Raw genomic sequence first — 17708 nt, forward strand, 5'->3', positions numbered from 1 at the left:
AGGCTGCATTTCTGCATTTAATTGGACTACACCTACTTTTTTATAATAACATAAAATCAATATTTTGTTCGTTTCGTCGCTGTAGCCTTCTTTGTTTTCGCTACGCTCAAATACAATTTGGGCTACGCAACTCAACTCACTCGCATTCATCCCACGCTCCTAAGAGTGAGACGTGGGGCTTCTGCTGATTAAGCTAAATCAAAAATATTAACTTTAGCTTAACAAAAACCACCTTCATCACCCACACCAGTCAGCAAACCTTTATCATCTAACACCTTGCTAAGAGTGGCAAATACTTCCGCACCCCAACGCAATGCTTCTTTAAAAGAAGGCGCACCGATAGGAACAATCATAAACTCTTGAAAGTCAACGTTATTAGATGCGTGCGCTCCACCATTGATCACATTCATCAAGAGTACAGGAAGCAAATTCGCCAAAAGTCCACCCAAATAGCGATAGAGAGGAATATCCAAAGCTACTGCACCTGCTTTGGCTGCTGCTAAAGAAATACCTCAAATGTGCCTGTGGAAGCGCCGCTAGGAACTTGCGCGAGTCCCACTGCACCACCAGCTAAATGTACTTCTGCTTCTAGGGTAGGTCTTCCCCGTGAGTCAAGGATTTCGCGGGAGATAATGGCTTCAATAGCGGTGTCTAGGTATTTTGTCATTCGTGGTTTGTCCTTGATTTTGTGTATGTCGTCAGGGTTCAACCTTTACAGTTTACTAATAACCCAATCGCTAGTTTATGTGTTTCTGGGGGAAAATCGGCTGAGATTAAAGAAGATTTCCAATCACGACGGGTGGTAATGATCCCTGAGTATGGAAGGAAACACGGAATTTGTCAGAATCAGGATATCCAGGATTAAAGGATTTTCAGGATTATTTATTGATACTTTATTTTGTCTGAATCAGGATGCTCAGGATTATAGGATTAACAGGATTATTTCTTTATACTTGACTGTTTTTGAGGAAATTAGTGGCGATTTTTAATATTTATGTACAAAATCCTGACAATCCTCAAATCCTGGATATCCTGATTCTGACAGATATTTCTACATTTGTATATGTTATAATTTTCAGAAAAAGGTAAAGATTATTTATGAATACAGTAGAAATTCGTCAACAAATTCAAGAATATGTTGATCAACTGTCACCAGAAAGATTATTAGTGGCTGTTGATTTTTTAGCGTATTTGGCAGATAGACAAGATAATGATGCTACTGAAGAGTTATTGAAAATTCAAGGATTTAAAGAAGATTTTGCTAAAGCGAAAGAAAATGTTAAAGAAGGTAAGGTAATTTCCGTTGAGCAACTTAAACGAAAATATTAATTATGCCGTTGTTATTGGTATTGATGCTCAAAAGTTTTTTGAATCTGCTACTGGTGGTTTACAAAAAAAGTTAGACAGGTGTTTTGAGATTTTAAAGATTGAGCCTCGTAATTATCCTAATATGAAAGCCCTGAAAGGTGAATTTTCAGGTTATTATCGTTATCGTGTGGGTGACTATCGAGTTATTTATGAAATTGACGATAATTCAAAGCTGGTAACTATTTTGTTGATTGCACATCGAAGTAGAGTTTATGAGTAGGAAATTTCAGTGAATAAGAAAAGCGTTAGCGTTAGCTTACCGAAGGTATCGCACTTGTGCAGTCAATGTGGCTAGAGACTAGAGGACTTTTACAGTTTACTAATAACCCAATCGCTAGTTTATGTGTTTCTGGGGGAAAATCGGCTGAGATTAAAGAAGATTTCCAATCACGACGGGTGGTAATGCTCGCTGAGTATGGAAGGAAACACGGAATTTGTCAGAATCAGGATATCCAGGATTAAAGGATTTACAGGATTATTTATTGATACTTTATTTTGTCTGAATCAGGATGCTCAGGATTAAAGGATGTACAGGATTGGTTAAGAGCGATCGCCTATCTTGTAGGTTGGGTAATATGATATTTTTTCTTAATCCCAACCTAATTTATATAAATTTTTCTGATCTTACTAGCCTCTTAAACTCTATGACTTGGCTATACTTCTCACTGGCGGCGGCTACCTTTGAATCTCTGCGAGATGTCTTGAGTAAAGTTGTGACAAATAAAGGCAATCAACCCTTAGATGAATATTTAGTTGCTTGGGCATTAAGAGCTTTTACTCTGATTATTTATATTCCTTGGTTGTTATTATCACCTAATCCAGTACCTGCGATCGGGAAAGATTTTTGGTGGGCTTTGTTAGCTGATGCTACTCTATCCACTATTGGCGGCATTTTATATATCAGGGCGTTGCGTTTTGGAGATATATCTTTAACTATACCGTTAATGGGATTTTCGCCGTTATTTTTAGCGATCGCTTCTCCTTTAATTCTGAATGAGTTTCCTGCAAAACCACAACTTATAGGTATTTTATTAATCTGTTTTGGTGCATATTTTTTAAATTTAAAACCCAAGGAAAACAATTATCTCACACCGTTAACATCTTTGATGACTACCCAATCTTCTCGATTAATGTTAATAGTAGCTTTTCTCTGGGCTTTAACCACTTCTTTTGATAAAATTGGGGCAAAAAATTCCTCCCCATTATTTTTCTCAGCTTCTCTCTATTTTTGTACAGCTATCATGACCTTGCCTATTGTAATAATTTGCTTTCCTAATTGGTTTTCTAAGCTAAAAAGTAATTTCTATAAATTAGTTTTATTAGGTAGCTTAAAAGCAGTTGATATGTGGTGTCATGTTATGGCGATCGCCTCTACAGTAGCAGCAAATTCGGTGGCGGTAAAACAAAGCAGTTTATTGATGACCGTAGGATATGGCTATTTCCTCTTTCATGAAAAAAATATTAAACATAGACTCTTAGGTTGTATTATTATCATTATTGGTGTATGTGTATTAAGCATTTTTTAGAGTATTTTCTAGGGGGAAAAAAGTTGATAATTCAGACTGTCAAAAGGAGGAGTATGAATTTTTTTCAAGGTATGGCTGAGAACGTCGCAAGTTAGCGAGAATTTTTCAGAGCTTGTTGACATACGGGAAGTTCTTGTAAGTCTCGCGGGTGGGAGATAAAGTAATCACTTAGTCGATGACATCCCCGTGCAAGCAACTCATCTAGTGATTCTACGCGCCATAATCGAGCCGTTCCATCACTTGCACCGGAAACAAGATATTTACCATCAGGACTAAAAGCTATAGTGCTGACACCCCTGCGATGTCCCCTAAATTCTCTAACCACATTCCCCTTCAAGTCCCAAAGTCGGATAGTCATATCATTTGAACCAGTAGCGATAAGTTGACCATCAGGACTGAATACCACACTATTAACACTTCCTCCGTGTCCTTTTAACGTTCTAATTAGATTACCTTTGAGATTCCAAACACGGGTTGTACCATCTTCTGAAGCAGTAGCAACAAGTTGATCATCAGGACTAAATGCTACACTACGAACATCCTTTTTATGTCCTTTTAATTTTGTGACTACTACATTTCTTTCAATATCTAAAACTACAGCCAGTACCAAATCTTTACCTTGAATACCCTCTAAACGACCACCTGCCCACGATAAACCCATAGCTAAAAGTTTGCTATCATGACTAAAATTTATAGTTAGAAAGATACTTTTTTTAAACTTAAATTGTTTTAATAAATTTCCTTGAATATCCCAGACTTTTACAGTATCACCCATGGGAACAGTGGCAATAAACTTACCATTAGGACTTAAAGCCATGTCGTTAATTTCATCCTCGTCATAAGCCTTAAATTCCCTAATTAAACTACCTTGACGATTCCAAATCCGAATTTTTTTATCCCATGAACTTGTAAATAAAAACTGACTATCTGGACTAAATGCTATACTCGTCACCCAATCTTGATCTCCTTCTAGTTTAACTATTAAATTACCCTGAAGATCCCAAACACGACCAGCTTGATTTTCTGAAGCAGCTGCAATTAAATTACCATCCCGATTAAAGGTTATGCTTCCTTTACGAACTGGCGACTGTGCATATTCTCTAGTTGCAATTAAATTACCATCCCGATTAAAGGTTATCCTTCTAACATTAGGCCAGTGTTCTTTAAATTCTCTTATAAAACTGCTCTGAAGATCCCATACACGAACAGTTTCATCATCTGAGGAACTAAAAATAGAAAGACCATCTAAACTAAAAGCTACACTTTTAACACTTTGCTCATGTCCTTTAAATTTCTCTATTAAATTGCCTTTAAGATCCCAAAGTCTAACTGTATCATCATCTGCACCACTAGCAATAAACTGACCATTAGGACTAAAAACTACACTATTTACACCTTTTTGATGTCCTTTAAATTCTTCTATTAAATTGCCTTTAATATCCCAAAGTCTAACTGTATTATCATTTGCACCACTGGCAATAAATTGACCATTAGGACTGAAAATTACACTTTTAACACTTTGTTGATGTCCTTTAAGTTCTTTGATTAAATTGCCTTTAAGATCCCACAGTCTAACCGTATTATCATCTGAAGCACTAGCAATAAATCGACCATTGGGACTAAAAGCTACACTATTTACACCTCCTTTATGTCCTTTAAATTCTCTGATTAAATTGCCTTTAAGATCCCAAAGTCTAATGGTATTATTTCTCATTCCTGTAGCTAAAAGTTTAGCATCAGGGCTAAAAACCATACTTAAAACTGGACTAAAAAAGAAACCATAACTATTCCAAAGAACTTCCTCAAAAACTTTAAACTCAGCTAATAATTTACCATCAAAATCTAAAATTCTGGTAGTGTTATCCATAGCAACAGTCGCTAAAATCCGACCCTTTGAGCTAAAAGCTACTTCCCTAACACTATCTTTCCCAAACTCACTTTTTAATCGAGTTATTAGATTACCTTGCAAATCAGTAATATCAGTTGTATCACCAAATGTGGAAATAAAAGCCAGGTGTTGATTATTAGGAATAACTACAAATTTATAAGTGTAAGGAATATCACCAAAACGATTTTTCTCACGGCTATAATCTAGGATATTATGTAAAGCATTTAAAGGACTGATAGCCGGATATTGATCTAAACTGCTATTTCCAACTAATTGTTTTAACTCTTGTCCAATTTTCATTGACTCAATTAAAAGCGTAATTTGATCTTCTGTATCTGATAAAAATCTGCGAATGATATTAATGATATTATTCCCTTCTCGTTCTAATTGTGTTCCCTTAATAGCTATTTGTCGCAATTGTTCTGCTGTTTGTAAACTTCTGACAGACTGTTCTAGTTTTTGACGATTCACTTGCAGGTTAAGCTGAATTTTTCCTAACTCATTTTGATTTTTCTGATTTTCAGATTCCGCTTTTTGCTTTTGTTTTAAAATCACCTGACGCTCTTGTTCTAAAGCTGTTTTTTGTACTTGAAATTCTCCAACCTGTTGTTGAGCTTGATTCCTAGCCGTTTCTAGCCGCTTTAGATTACCTTGAGCAACAGCCAATCGCTGTTTCGCATTCAACTCAATTTGGCGGCGTTCTGCGCTCACTTGTGATAGCCTGTCATTAGCTCTAATAACTTCCTGTCCGATTTTATCTCGTTCTTTTTTTATATTAGTTAAATCTTGCATTGATTGATTTGCCTCTTGAGTTGCTCTTTCAGCTTTAGTCGTTTGAATAACTGCAAAAATCAATGTCCCCGCTATGATCAACGCACTGGCAATGATTGATCCAATTAAAGCTTTTTGAGCTTTCTTTTTCGCTTTCTCTAGAATTTTTTTCGCTTCTCTTTCTGCCTCAATTTTCTGAGCGGAGTCTTTATCCTTTTGGGCTAACTTACTATCTCGGATAAACTCCTCATCCTCTCGTGTTAGAAATTTTCCCTCTCTCCAAATATCCGCCCGCGCTGTTTCAGTCTCGTCCAGCAAGTAAGCCCTGTCTTTACCCGAAACAAGCCAAGCGTTCAAGGCAACAGCATAAGGGCGTAAATTATCTAACTGCTTTTGTACCCATTCGAGGGAGAAAACCTCTCGATAAATAGGATTAAAAATCTCTAAATCTGCATTTCTCTTAACAACTAAACCAGATAAGCGCAACTCCGATTCTAACTGATTTCCCTCGGTAGTAAAATAACCATTTTGTAAAATATGGCGATAAATTTCCAACAATTTTCCAGTCAATACTTCTTTTGCCAATAATCGATTTTTAATGCTTCTTAAATGGATAGGCTCATCTTGTCCTTCCCAGTTACGGATAATTGATGAGTAGATAAATTCCTCGATAAAAGACTTTTCCTTACCTTCCTCAATCCTAACCTGAGATTCAACCAACAAAGCGCAAACTTTTTGTGTTAAAAAAGGCTGTCCTCCCGTCCAAAATAAAATCTCTCTCAAGACTTCTTCTGGAACACTCGCCACGTCCTGTAGTCCTTGCGCTAAAACTAAACTTTCATTAAATTCAAACCCTCTTAGCTCAATAGCTCGACCAATATTAAACGGACTCTGTAAAGGATTTTGAATTAAATCATTCGGTGTTGCTACTCCTAAAAAACAAAATATTAAACGATTAAAGTCATCGTACTCTGCCCGCTTTTCATGAAAAGCACGAATCAAACCAAAAAAATTATCTCTAAAAGGGAGTTCTAAAATCTTATCAATTTCATCAATAAAAATAACTAAATTAGAAGAAGTTAATGGCAATAAAACTTCCACAATAAAATCCGAAAAAGAGCTAACTGCTCCTTGTCCAGAGAACCTTGACCAGCATTCATCAAAATTAGCCTGTTTCTGCAAATTTAAACTGCGAAATATTTTTTTAGACAACTCGCGATACCATTGATTCTCGGAAATAGATTGGCTAACGCCCATTTCCTGAATCGACAAATAAACACATTGATTTTCCTGGGTATTAGTAGCTTCTAGACGCATTTTTACTTGAGCCTGAAGAGATGACTTTCCCATTTGACGACAGTTAAAAACATAACAAAAATAATTTTGTTTTAACAGTTCATATAACTGACCATCCGCAAAACGCTTGACATAGCTCGGCGTATGGGGATGTAGTGTGCCTCCATATTCATAGAAATTTTTAATCATTGTTGATCACTTACTGGATTTGAACGGTATTGCTAAAATAATTGCAATTTAAAGGTGTAAATATCTGGCAAAATATTTGCGGTATAAGCGACAGCGTATCTCAACACCATCTTGTGTTCTTGATACTAATCCCAAGCTATATAACTCAAACGTTTCTATTGGATTTAGCACTACAGGTCGATTGCTTTCAATGACTTTTTTGAGACATTCCTTGAGACTATATTGACAAATACTCCTATAGAGGCGAGAGAGATACTGATGATAAATTCCTACCTCAGTCGCCGCCTCCGCGAAGATAATCTCTAGTGTTTTTTCTTCTTTGCTTAGGGAGTACATAGCTTGGCGAATCAAATAGGGATGCCCTCCAATCATTTCTTGCAAAGCTTCTAGTTGTGTCTCTGTCAATCTGAGGCTATGTTTTTGAGATAAATTTAAAACTTCCCGATGATTAAACTCTCTCAACTCTTGTCCTTTACCTACGTTTGCCAGAGGAGATTCATTCAAACCGTTGATTAAATAATCATCTGTAGAATAGGCTAAAATCAGCACTAACTTTTGCCACAACTGATTGGTTACGCCTTTTTCATGCCATGCTCGTAATTTCGACAAGAAACTTGGTAACGCTGGATGCTCCCAATGACAGAGCAAATTATCTAAGCCAAGAAATATTGGTTTATCAATTTTGCTGAGGATAAAATCTTCAAGAAACTCATCACAAGCCGAGGAAGCAGGAGACTCCTTATCCCATTGTGACTTGAGATTTTCACGAATATCAAGTCCGATTTGACGGCCGATTTGGTTACATAGCCATGGATAAAAAACATCTGGAGTTAGGATCTCGCGGTCAGTATTTAGATCTAAATAGACGGCCTTGCCCTGACCGTTTCTAACCATTGTATTGTTTAACAAGCGTCTCATTAATGATGTCTTCCCCATCAGACTCGGCGCTTTTAGGCGTAACAAGATAGCTTGCTCTCCAGCATTATTTAAACAAGCATAACAATTCTGCTCAATAGGAGAACGTTCTTGATAGTAAAGTGAATCAGTGGAAACAGGACCACTGGGCATAGGAGGAATATTTAATTCGTACTGCTCTAGTGTGTCCACAGTTACAAAGTCAGGGATATATCTAACACAATTGTTAACAACCTGTCGTAAATCATCTGTTAAATTTCCCGTTGATTCAACGCCAAAAGTATTGCAAATTCCCCGTAAATGATGCGCTAGTAAGGATTGTTCCGTTAACTGGCCGGCTTCAAGCATCTCCAACCGTTCTCGTTGTCGTGGTGGCAAGTTTTCTCGATTTCTTTCAGTCAACACCTCACGATCAAGCCAAACCGTCTTATCTCCACGAATTGACTGATAGGACTTCCCCCGCAGGAGACGACGCAAAATTCGTTTTTGAATAGGCGTTAGTTGCTCATGATAAATATTTTCAAACGCTTCTGGTGTTAATCGTAGTGGCATTTTAGAATCTCTCCTGAGCAAGTTTCTTTAAACATTCTAAGTAATGCCTGCCGACCTGCCACTTCTAAGTAAGTATACTTAGGGTAAAGCCTTTGGGATCTCAGGCAACTCATCCAGTCTAATAATAGAATATAGGTCAAGACGCTTTCCTTTAACAGTTTTAATTTTTAGTTGAAAAATTTCTTTTATTATGCTTTGTCCTTGAATTTTTTTTCAAGCTCCACTGTTGTCTTATCCAGACTACTCAATTTTTCTTAATCTTCAAGAGAGAATTTCATAAAATAAATTATTTTTCTTTCTGATTGCTCAAAGTTCTAAAAACAAACTGTAAGGTAAAAGTGTTAGGTCAAACCACCGATTTAATCGCGGAGGAACAATGGCTATTCACTTATTACCTTTCATTGGGAAAGTAACATTAGGAGCTATCACTGCTTATATCACTTTCAAAGGCTGTCAAACTACTGCCAAGAAGATCAATGAGCTTTTAGACAAACATTATCCTGAGGTAACATTTCGCCTTAATGCAACAATTGTTGATTGGAGCGTTAAGTTAGTCGGCTCCACTATTTCTTCAATGCTTGCTGAGGATAAAAAGGGGGAAATCAAAAAACAGTTACAGGCTTTATCCATTGATGCCTGGGTCGAGCTTTTCCGTCGTATTATCAAAGATGCTTTCAATGGTGGTAATGCACCCAATGGAACAGAATCTGAGGACCCCTCGGAAGAAGAACTCGTTATTGATATCATTGCCCAAACAGCCTATACCTGTTTGTTGGAAGAAGCAGTAGCAAATTGACGATAATAGCTGAAAACCATGCTAATAGAGCGGGGGCAGTACTAAATCAGTAATGACTTTAAGTCTTTATCCTCCGTTATTCATCCGTCCCCTCAGTACCCCGAACAAACTACACTAATTGTTTGGTTGAAAATTTTTTCATGCACTTATGGAATTTAGCCAGTCAATTTGATTTTTTTTTCAATGATGAAAGATGATATCAGAACTAATCAAGAAATTAATTCAATTTGTTTAGTCTACCCGAAAATCAATGCTTTAATTATGAGCAAGAAACCAAAATATAAATCAGGAGGAAAAATGATTATGAACAAGTTTCATAAATTATTGATGGGTACAACAGCCATAGTTTCTATGTTTGGCTGGAATGTAAATATAGCTCAAGCACAATCTCTACCAGCATACTGCACTGGATCGGCAATTGGCGCGTTACTTGGTCTAGCAATTACAGGTAATGCTAAAGCGGCCTCATCTGCAATTCCGCCAGAATGCACTACTCAAAATCAAAATACATCACAATCTCCTGCTTATTTAGATGATCAAAAGCGGGTTTATACTGAGGCATATATTAGAGCAGAAAACCTCCGCAATGAACGAATTAAACGTCGGAATGGTTGGCTAACTGAACCTGATAATGTGCCTTTGAGTAGTGGACCAAATCCTTAAATTCATCTCCAAGTCGTAGTCGTAAGGAAACCCAACACCATTCTTTGTTTTGTCGGTTGGGTAATATGATTTTTTTCTTGACCCCAACCTAACTCATTTCCAGCTTTTCCTATCTATTAATTTGCAAAAACTCTCTTTCAACTTGTAATAATCAAGGACATTACCATGAACAAATTTCATAAATTATTGATGGGTACAACAGCCATAGTTTCTATGTTTGGCTGGAATGTAAATGTAGCTCAAGCACAACCTCTACCAGCATATTGCACTGGATCGGCAATTGGCGCGTTACTTGGTCTAGCAATTACAGGTAATGCTAAAGCGGCATCATCCGCAATTCCGGCAGAATGTAATCAAAATCAAAATTCTCCTTCCTCTCAATATCAAGAACCAAATCCTACAAACACAATTCCTAAACTCTCTAACACTGACCTCAACCCTAATCGCTCATGGTTGGGAGATTCGATGAGAGATACAGATCGCTTCATTGGTGGTAGTGGCTGGCGCAGTATTGAAAACAATCCAGGCGGTTGGGATTCAGGCGGTTGGAGGCGGTGAGGAATCCAGGCGGTTTTTAATAGTCGTAGGTTGGTTTGACTAAAGGAAACCTAACACCATTCTTTGTTTTGTCGGTTGGGTAAGTAGGTGGAGATAGAAAAACATAAATAGGTAACGAAAGGTAAATTTGCCTAAAAGTCTTCCTTATTGCCTGTTCCCCGTTCCCTGTTCCCTTGTCATAACGACCATTTTCCTCCGCCTACCTACTTAATATGATATTTTTTCTTGACCCCAACCTAACTCATTTTCAGATTCCCATCTATTAATTTGCAAAAACTCTCTTTCAACTTTTAGTAATCAAGGACATCACCATGAACAAGTTTCATAAATTGTTGATAATTACTAGCGTAATAGGATCTATATTTGGGTGGAATATTAGCGTGACTCAAGCACAATCTAATCTTTCTCAAAGTGAATGTAAAAATGATTCTTCCTTCAAAACTGCTTACTCTAGTGGTTGGTCGGCTGGTTTTAATGGAGGTACACACAATAATTTTTATCAAGGTGAAAACCGTCGTCGCTGCTACGAATGGGGTTATACAGATGGATCAATTACAAAAAGACAACTAAATCTACAAAAATTCCGAAGTGATAGTTTGAACTATCAATCTTGTCTTAGTCTTCGACTCCTAAATCCTAGTCATGTGTGTCAACCTCCTATACTTAATTATTAGTCGTGGGTTGGGTTTACGAAAGTGAACCAACAGCATTCTTTGTTTTGTCGGTTGGGTAATATGATATTTTCCTTGACCCCAACCTAACTCACCTTCAATTTTTCCTATCTATTAATTTGCAAAAACTCTCTTTCAACTTTATAGTAATCAAGGACATTACCATGAAAAAGTTCCATAAATTATTGATTGGTACAACGGTCATTTCTATGTTTGGTTGGAATGTAAATATAGCTAAAGCGCAATCTCGTACTACATACAGATGTTATCGGGATAGCGAGGGAACAACTAGGCTGAAACCCAGTATTCCTGGCTCTGTTGTCCAAACAGGAGGTTGCTACATCCAAGTATCTTCTGGTCGGTGTGTTGCAGCTAAACCAATTTTTAATTTCCCTCTACCTGGTAGACCTCCTAATCCGTCAGGATTCGATCAATGTACCCTTAGTTGGCCGCTAATTGTTGAAGATTCAGCCACAGGTAAAAAATATTATTACCTTGAAGATGGCCTTCCTGGAAGTTCATTGACTGGTGAGGAATATGGCACTGGTGTTATTTTACAAAAATAGATGGAATGAATCAATTCAAAGTCCAACATTTAATAGAATCAGCCACATTCACGTATTGATTTGTGCTGTAAAATTTACAATCCTAGATAAAACTTTCTCTTACTGTTTAGTAATCAAGGATGTTACCATGAAAAACCTGCGTAAATTACTAATGACCACCACCGTCATATTTTCTATATTGGGGTGGAATATTCACACAACTCAAGCACAAAATAGCCCCAAATTAATTGCTGCTTATAATTCAACTAAGGGTGACAGTGATGTAGGAATAAAGCAAGACTGTATTTCGTTCTTTTATGACAGTGGGGATTTTCTAGAAAAATGCTCATCTTTCATTAACAGTGGTTACACCCGTCCGCGGACAAGAATTACCAATATACAAGGTATTTGGAAACGTACGGGAGATTTAATTTATGTTCGGGTGAGAAGTTCAGCAGGATTATCTGGTGAGAGAAAATATCAAATAATTCCAGATGGGTTGCTAAATTTGGACACAGGTACTCGTTTAACCAAACAATGAATTAATTGACCAAGATAGCGTAATGTGAGCGATCGCCTGCGGTGGGTATAATGCGCGGTATAATGCGATCGCTATCAAAAATTATCCGGTTTAGCCTTTAACTATTTATTGACGTTATTCACGACATTACCATGAATCACTTATCTAAACTCATCATCGCTGCTACAACCATAGGATCATTTCTTAGCCTTCCTCTGGGTGAAACGTTGGTTCAAGCTCAAGATGCAGCAGTTCTTCAGTGCGTTCAACAATATACAAATTTAGGTGTTTCTCCAGATACAGCATTAGCACAGTGTCAAAAAAGCAATCTAGCTGAATGTGTTCAACGTTTGATAAGTAAAAAATATGTTGCTAAATCAGTTTCCCAAACTAATGGACGTTATTTAGTTGATTTAGGTGACAGTGATACAAGATGGCTAGAGGGTAAAAGCTGGAGAGACAAAGGATGTAGCGCCCACACAGAAGGTCAATATAAAAGACAAAGTGACAATCGGCGCGAGTTTGGAGGTAGACGTTCCTACGAGTGGTTTAGACAGGGTTGGTGTTCAAAACCACAAATAGAGTTGGAGCAAAATTACTCTGTTGATGAAGCAAAAACACTTTGTGAATTAGGTTTACAGCCAAAAGAATAATTAACATTGCGAAAATCTTACTCAAAGGAAATACTCATGAACACATTTCAAAAGTTGTTGATGACTACGACTGTCATCACTTCTGTATTAGCCGGAAATATCAACTGGGTGCAGGCTGACACTTTAGACAAAGGCAACCTAATTGCCCAATCTCGTCGCCAATATGAATGTTCAAAAAATGGAGTCAAACCTAGTATATCAGGTGCTATATATCAAGATGGATATTGCTTTATCCCTATATTAATGGGAAAATGTATCGCCATTCAAGATCAATACACTCGTATATATGACCCGCAACAAGGAGGCTGGCAAAAGTGCCGTGATGAGGATGTGGTAACAATTCCAACTACAGGGAAAAAGTATTATAGATTTAGTGGCTTAGTTCAAACTATATTTGTACTTGATTAACCTGAGTTTGGGATAAGTGCGATCAGTCTTACATTTCTACTCGACTTTTAGATCCTAGTATTCAGTATCGGCGACCTAATTATTAGTATTTGATCGCTAGTAGTGTGAGCGATCGCCTGTAGGTTGGGTGATTGGGGTTTTTCTTCACTCCAACCTAATGTCTATAAGTTTTCCTTGTCTGTTAATTTGCAAAAACTATCTTTTAGGGTTTAGTAATTAAGGAGATTACGAGATTCCCATGAAAAAACTGCATAAATTACTGATGACCAGCACCGCCATAGTGTGTATATTTAGTTGGAATATTCACAGCACTCCCGTTGCAGCCAAGCCAAATTATATAGGAAGATGGTACAATGTGGGACTTAGTAATGAATACATTTCTAAATATAGAGCCTTTCAAAAAGATGGTAAAGTTCATGATTACCAAAAGCTGAAAACTGGTGGTTTTGGCTCATCCTATAAATGGGATTATCAAGTCCTTTCCAATGGTTCAATTAGAGTTTTTAGTCTATTAAAAGAGACTTGTATGCTAACTAAGATTAATAAAATGCAATGCTACTCTGACAGGGATAGCCTCGGTGATTTGGGACTTTACATAAAAAGGTAGTGTAATGTGAGCGATCGCCTGTAGGTTGGGTGATTGGGGTTTTTCTTCACTCCAACCTAATGTCTATAAGTTTTCCTTGTCTGTTAATTTGCAAAAACTCTCTTTCAGTGTTGAGTAATTAAGGAGATTACCATGGAAAAACTGCATAAATTACTGATGACCACCACCGTCATAGTTTCTATATTTGGGTGGAATATTCACGCTTCTGCAAATCAAAATACTAATGCTGATGTAAATACTTTAAAACTAGATCCAGTTACGATTGAGCAGTGGAGAGACTTACCATCTAAAGATCCTTCAGAAACTTCAGGTACAACAGAAATAGATCCTTTTGAAAATCCCTTAAAATGACCCGTGTGATCTGTTAGTTACAAGTGGCATTTTTCCTTCCTCCTGATAGTTAGCGAATTTTTGATCAAAACTTAATTGCAAGTCTTCAGATAAAGCCATCATTAAATCAATGATCTTATATAAATCAATACTGTTGTTGGGTTGCGCTGTCGCTTAACCCAACCTACATTTATTAATCTGATTCTGACAAATTAGAATTAACAAGTTGTGCAAATTCTTCTAACGAACTAATATTAATTGCTGATACAAATATTTGTTCTAAAAAAGATGTATCATCAATTTGATTAATACTTGTAACTAAGTTTTCAGGAATATCACCAAACCGCACTTGTAAAAGTTTGGTAATATCTTGTTTCCGAGTTTCTTTCCGGGTTTTTTCTATAGCGCGTCTTTCAATGTTAGTTACAAGTGGCATTTTTCGTTCCTCTTGATAGTTAGCGAATTTTTGATCAAAACTTAATTGCAAGTCTTCAGATAAAGCCATCATTAAATCAATGACCTTATACAAATCAACAATTTCTTTACGGTTATAACCTCTTTCATAAAGTGATCTAGCTAACTTCCATTTCCACTGTTCCCTAGCTGACAAATTGCTATTAGTGGCTTTAGTCTTTAAATGTGCCATTACCACCATAGCAAAAATATTATTACTTTGCTCTAACTCCTCCCATTGATAGTCTAAAAGTTTGACGATAGAAAAATTAAAGATTAATTGACTACTTCCTAAACCATACTGATAAGAATTAGGTCGCCAACTTTTAGTTTCATCTCCTAGTATAGCCAAACTAATTACAGGTTTTTGATATAAATCAAAGGCTCGATAGTTGTAGATAAACATTCTTTGGGAAAATTCTTTATCATATTGACTTTGTACTTCTACATGAATTAATATCCAAACTTCTTGATTATCTAATAACCACACTTGAAATAATTTATCAGCGTGGCGGGTTTTGCTGTCTCCAGATGCGGTAATCTGTTCTAATTCTTTATCTAGAGAAATGGGAGTTTTAGTCCAATCTATTTGTTGATAGATTTCTGGATAAAAGAAGGTGAGAAATGAATCAAAATAATCTCCTATTACTTACTTCTTTCCAGGTTTCATCATAGTTAGCTGTAATTTCCGTCATTGTGATTAAATTCAATATAGTTAAAAAATTGACCCATCCTCATCTGCGTTTATCCGCGTTCAATATTATATCCCAACCCCCGCAGATTCTCCCGAATCATCGCTTCTAATTTAGCACTTTCGGTAAATTCTTGTGTTAAAATACCGTTGGAGTAAAAACTATTAATTTTTACTCCCGCTCCCATAATGGATTGGGCTAAATGCCACTGGTTTAAGGGAGTAATTTTTTACACGTCAACTATTTGATAAAACGCAAGGTACAAGTATGACACAAAAATTGCAAAGATTAATTGTTGGATTGCTGAATCCAACGCTTTTCGGCTTCATTGAAATTGCGTTGATGTATCAGCCCTGAAGCTAAATCCTTCTGTTGTTGAGGGTTGAGGTTTCTACAGCTAAATCAGGAGCACCATCAAAAAAAACCCTTGGGTAATCGCTTTAAACCTTGTAACCTTTCTTTAGAAATAAAGGCCAGATCAGGCGATCTTTTGTTACCAGTTTTCATTTTAAAGGCAGTGCTAGAATCACAAGTTATACCGAGCTTATAATTACGTACAAAACCTGTTAAAAAATATCCCAGAGAAGAGCTAAGTAGCCATGTTCTACACCTGAATTTGCCACAATAATTAGCTCTCCATTCACATATTCATAAAGATTATCATTTTCCTTCAATGACATAAATTGCTCATCTGTCAAGGCCTGATGATTAGCTGAAGGCTGAATTAATTCTAAATTTGTGGTTGTAGTTTGGGTCATTAGATCTAACTCCACAGATGAAACTAATATCAACATTATACAAAGTTTTCATCCTTTAATCCTGGATATCCTGATTCTGACTTCCTGGTACATTTTGTAGTAAAATTAGTGCTATTTAAGAGGAAAGAAAAAAAATGACCCGTGTGATCATCGTGCGTCATGGTCAAAGTACCTACAATATAGAAAAACGTATTCAAGGGCGGACTGATGCCTCATCATTAACCGCAAAAGGTGAAAATGATGCCAGTCAAGCAGGTAAAGCCCTCAGTAGTATTTCCTTTCAAGCTATTTATAGTAGTCCCCTGCAACGGGCAAAATCAACAGCGGAAATTATCCGCAGTCAACTGGCTACACAAGCTCCCATAATTCAAATTGATGAACAATTGGTGGAAGTTGATTTACCTCTTTGGGTAGGAATGACGACGAGTGAAGTCAAAGAGAAGTTAACAGCAGATTACCGCACCTGGAAAGAACGTCCCCATGAATTTCGCATGGTTTTACAGAGGGAGTCCGAAACTAGAGAACATTTCCCAGTTTTAGCATTATATACCCAAGCTAAACAATTTTGGCAAGAGATTCTTCCCCAGCATCAAGGTGAAACTATCCTCATTGTTGGTCATAATGGCATTAATCGCGCCTTAATTAGCACCGCTTTGGGTATTTCCCCCAGTCGTTACCATTGTTTACAACAGTCTAACTGCGGTATTAGTATTTTGAATTTTGCCGGTGGTTTAGGTGAACCAGTACAGTTAGAATCTATGAATCAAACCCAACATCTGGGTGAAACTTTCCCTTCTCTACGTCCTGGTCACAAAGGTGTAAGATTATTATTAGTCCGTCATGGGGAAACGGAATGGAATCGTCAAGGCAAATTTCAAGGACAAATTGATATTCCCCTCAATGATCATGGCAGAAACCAAGCCGCTAAAGCCGCAGAATTTCTCAAAGACGTAAATATTGACTTTGCTGTTAGCAGTACCATGTCCCGTCCCAAGGAAACAGCGGAAATTATCTTAAAGTATCACGCCAGTTTAAACTTAGAACTATTTGCTGGTTTGAGAGAAATTAGTCATGGACTTTGGGAAGGCAAATTTGAATCAGAAATTGAGCAAGAATTTCCTGGAGAATTAGAAAGTTGGCGCACAATCCCCGCTAATGTGCAAATGCCAGAAGGGGAAAATTTAACACAGGTAAAAGAACGCAGTGTTGCTGATTGGAATACCATAGTCGAAAATGCCCAAAATCAGCAATTACAAATAGGATTAGTAGTTGCCCATGATGCCACTAATAAAACTTTGTTATGCCATATTCTTGGTTTATCTAACGAAAATTTCTGGAACTTCCGTCAAGGTAATGGCGCTGTGAGTGTCATTGATTATCCTGATGGTATTCAAGGTTATCCGGTGCTGCAAGCAATGAATATTACAGGGCATTTAAGTAATAGTGTTCTCGATAAAACGGCGGCTGGGGCATTGTAATTGAGTAGGGAGAGGGTTGGGATAAGTGAGGGATGAGCGGGCGGGGAAAGGGCGGGGAAAGGGCGGGGAAA

At 37.2% G+C, this 17708-nt stretch carries 18 protein-coding genes and 2 pseudogenes; 14 read left to right on the forward strand and 6 right to left on the reverse strand.

Features of this window, described 5'->3' with window-relative positions:
* Positions 1-224 precede the first annotated feature (224 nt).
* Positions 225-667 (reverse strand): annotated as a pseudogene (gene eno, locus PN471_RS17385) (phosphopyruvate hydratase); the annotation flags it as partial.
* 431 nt (positions 668-1098) lie between these two features.
* On the opposite strand from eno, the gene PN471_RS17390 reads away from it, so the two are divergent.
* From PN471_RS17390 to PN471_RS17400, 3 genes are all read left to right on the forward strand, one after another.
* Positions 1099-1329: a hypothetical protein gene (locus tag PN471_RS17390; protein ID WP_271777915.1), complete on the forward strand. Its 231-nt coding sequence runs from the start codon at positions 1099-1101 to the stop codon at positions 1327-1329.
* The gene (locus PN471_RS17395) at positions 1304-1588 is read left to right on the forward strand and encodes a type II toxin-antitoxin system RelE family toxin (protein ID WP_271777916.1); all 285 of its coding nucleotides are present in this window, start codon (positions 1304-1306) and stop codon (positions 1586-1588) included. Before PN471_RS17390 ends, PN471_RS17395 begins: the two co-directional genes overlap by 26 nt.
* Positions 1589-2012: 424 nt before the next feature.
* Positions 2013-2894, forward strand: a complete 882-nt coding sequence (locus PN471_RS17400; RefSeq protein ID WP_271777917.1) for an EamA family transporter — start codon at positions 2013-2015, stop codon at positions 2892-2894.
* Between the two features lie 91 nt (positions 2895-2985).
* Here PN471_RS17400 and PN471_RS17405 read toward each other — a convergent pair whose 3' ends face one another.
* Entirely contained in the window at positions 2986-7038 is a 4053-nt protein-coding gene (locus tag PN471_RS17405) for an AAA-like domain-containing protein (RefSeq protein ID WP_271777918.1), read from the reverse strand.
* 48 nt (positions 7039-7086) lie between these two features.
* Positions 7087-8505: an AAA-like domain-containing protein gene (locus tag PN471_RS17410; RefSeq protein ID WP_271777919.1), complete on the reverse strand. Its 1419-nt coding sequence runs from the start codon at positions 8503-8505 to the stop codon at positions 7087-7089.
* A 376-nt stretch (positions 8506-8881) separates the two neighbouring features.
* Here PN471_RS17410 and PN471_RS17415 point away from each other — a divergent pair, with 376 nt between their 5' ends.
* The 10 genes from PN471_RS17415 (at position 8882) to PN471_RS17460 (ending at position 14277) form a co-directional block, all read left to right on the forward strand.
* Entirely contained in the window at positions 8882-9301 is a 420-nt protein-coding gene (locus PN471_RS17415) for a hypothetical protein (RefSeq protein ID WP_271777920.1), read from the forward strand.
* A 261-nt stretch (positions 9302-9562) separates the two neighbouring features.
* Positions 9563-9964 (forward strand): hypothetical protein, encoded by a 402-nt coding sequence (locus PN471_RS17420; protein WP_271777921.1) that lies wholly within the window; start codon positions 9563-9565, stop codon positions 9962-9964.
* A 165-nt stretch (positions 9965-10129) separates the two neighbouring features.
* On the forward strand, positions 10130-10522 hold the full coding sequence (locus tag PN471_RS17425; RefSeq protein ID WP_271777922.1) for a hypothetical protein: 393 nt from the start codon (positions 10130-10132) through the stop codon (positions 10520-10522).
* A gap of 380 nt (positions 10523-10902) precedes the next feature.
* A complete protein-coding gene (locus PN471_RS17430) occupies positions 10903-11196 on the forward strand; it encodes a hypothetical protein (protein WP_271777923.1) in 294 nt (97 codons plus the stop codon).
* Between the two features lie 161 nt (positions 11197-11357).
* The gene (locus PN471_RS17435; protein ID WP_271777924.1) at positions 11358-11759 is read left to right on the forward strand and encodes a hypothetical protein; all 402 of its coding nucleotides are present in this window, start codon (positions 11358-11360) and stop codon (positions 11757-11759) included.
* Between the two features lie 127 nt (positions 11760-11886).
* Positions 11887-12279 carry a hypothetical protein gene (locus PN471_RS17440; RefSeq protein WP_271777925.1) on the forward strand — a complete coding sequence of 131 codons (393 nt, stop codon included), beginning with the start codon at positions 11887-11889 and terminating at the stop codon, positions 12277-12279.
* A gap of 131 nt (positions 12280-12410) precedes the next feature.
* Positions 12411-12911, forward strand: a complete 501-nt coding sequence (locus PN471_RS17445; RefSeq protein WP_193898484.1) for a hypothetical protein — start codon at positions 12411-12413, stop codon at positions 12909-12911.
* Positions 12912-12947: 36 nt separating this feature from the next.
* A complete protein-coding gene (locus PN471_RS17450; RefSeq protein ID WP_271777926.1) occupies positions 12948-13319 on the forward strand; it encodes a hypothetical protein in 372 nt (123 codons plus the stop codon).
* Between the two features lie 238 nt (positions 13320-13557).
* A complete protein-coding gene (locus PN471_RS17455) occupies positions 13558-13926 on the forward strand; it encodes a hypothetical protein (RefSeq protein ID WP_271777927.1) in 369 nt (122 codons plus the stop codon).
* Positions 13927-14058: 132 nt separating this feature from the next.
* Entirely contained in the window at positions 14059-14277 is a 219-nt protein-coding gene (locus PN471_RS17460) for a hypothetical protein (protein ID WP_271777928.1), read from the forward strand.
* A gap of 172 nt (positions 14278-14449) precedes the next feature.
* On the opposite strand, the pseudogene PN471_RS17465 reads toward PN471_RS17460, so the two are convergent.
* From PN471_RS17465 to PN471_RS17475, 3 genes and pseudogenes are all read right to left on the reverse strand, one after another.
* A pseudogene (locus PN471_RS17465) lies at positions 14450-15404 on the reverse strand (hypothetical protein).
* A 49-nt stretch (positions 15405-15453) separates the two neighbouring features.
* Positions 15454-15588 carry a hypothetical protein gene (locus tag PN471_RS17470; RefSeq protein ID WP_271777930.1) on the reverse strand — a complete coding sequence of 45 codons (135 nt, stop codon included), beginning with the start codon at positions 15586-15588 and terminating at the stop codon, positions 15454-15456.
* Between the two features lie 379 nt (positions 15589-15967).
* The gene (locus PN471_RS17475) at positions 15968-16159 is read right to left on the reverse strand and encodes a hypothetical protein (protein WP_271777931.1); all 192 of its coding nucleotides are present in this window, start codon (positions 16157-16159) and stop codon (positions 15968-15970) included.
* A 134-nt stretch (positions 16160-16293) separates the two neighbouring features.
* Between PN471_RS17475 and PN471_RS17480 the strand changes: the two genes are divergently transcribed.
* Positions 16294-17637, forward strand: a complete 1344-nt coding sequence (locus PN471_RS17480) for a histidine phosphatase family protein (RefSeq protein WP_271777932.1) — start codon at positions 16294-16296, stop codon at positions 17635-17637.
* Positions 17638-17708: the final 71 nt, after the last annotated feature.

The organism is Aphanizomenon sp. CS-733/32 (assembly GCF_028330045.1).
Taxonomy (GTDB): domain Bacteria; phylum Cyanobacteriota; class Cyanobacteriia; order Cyanobacteriales; family Nostocaceae; genus Dolichospermum; species Dolichospermum gracile.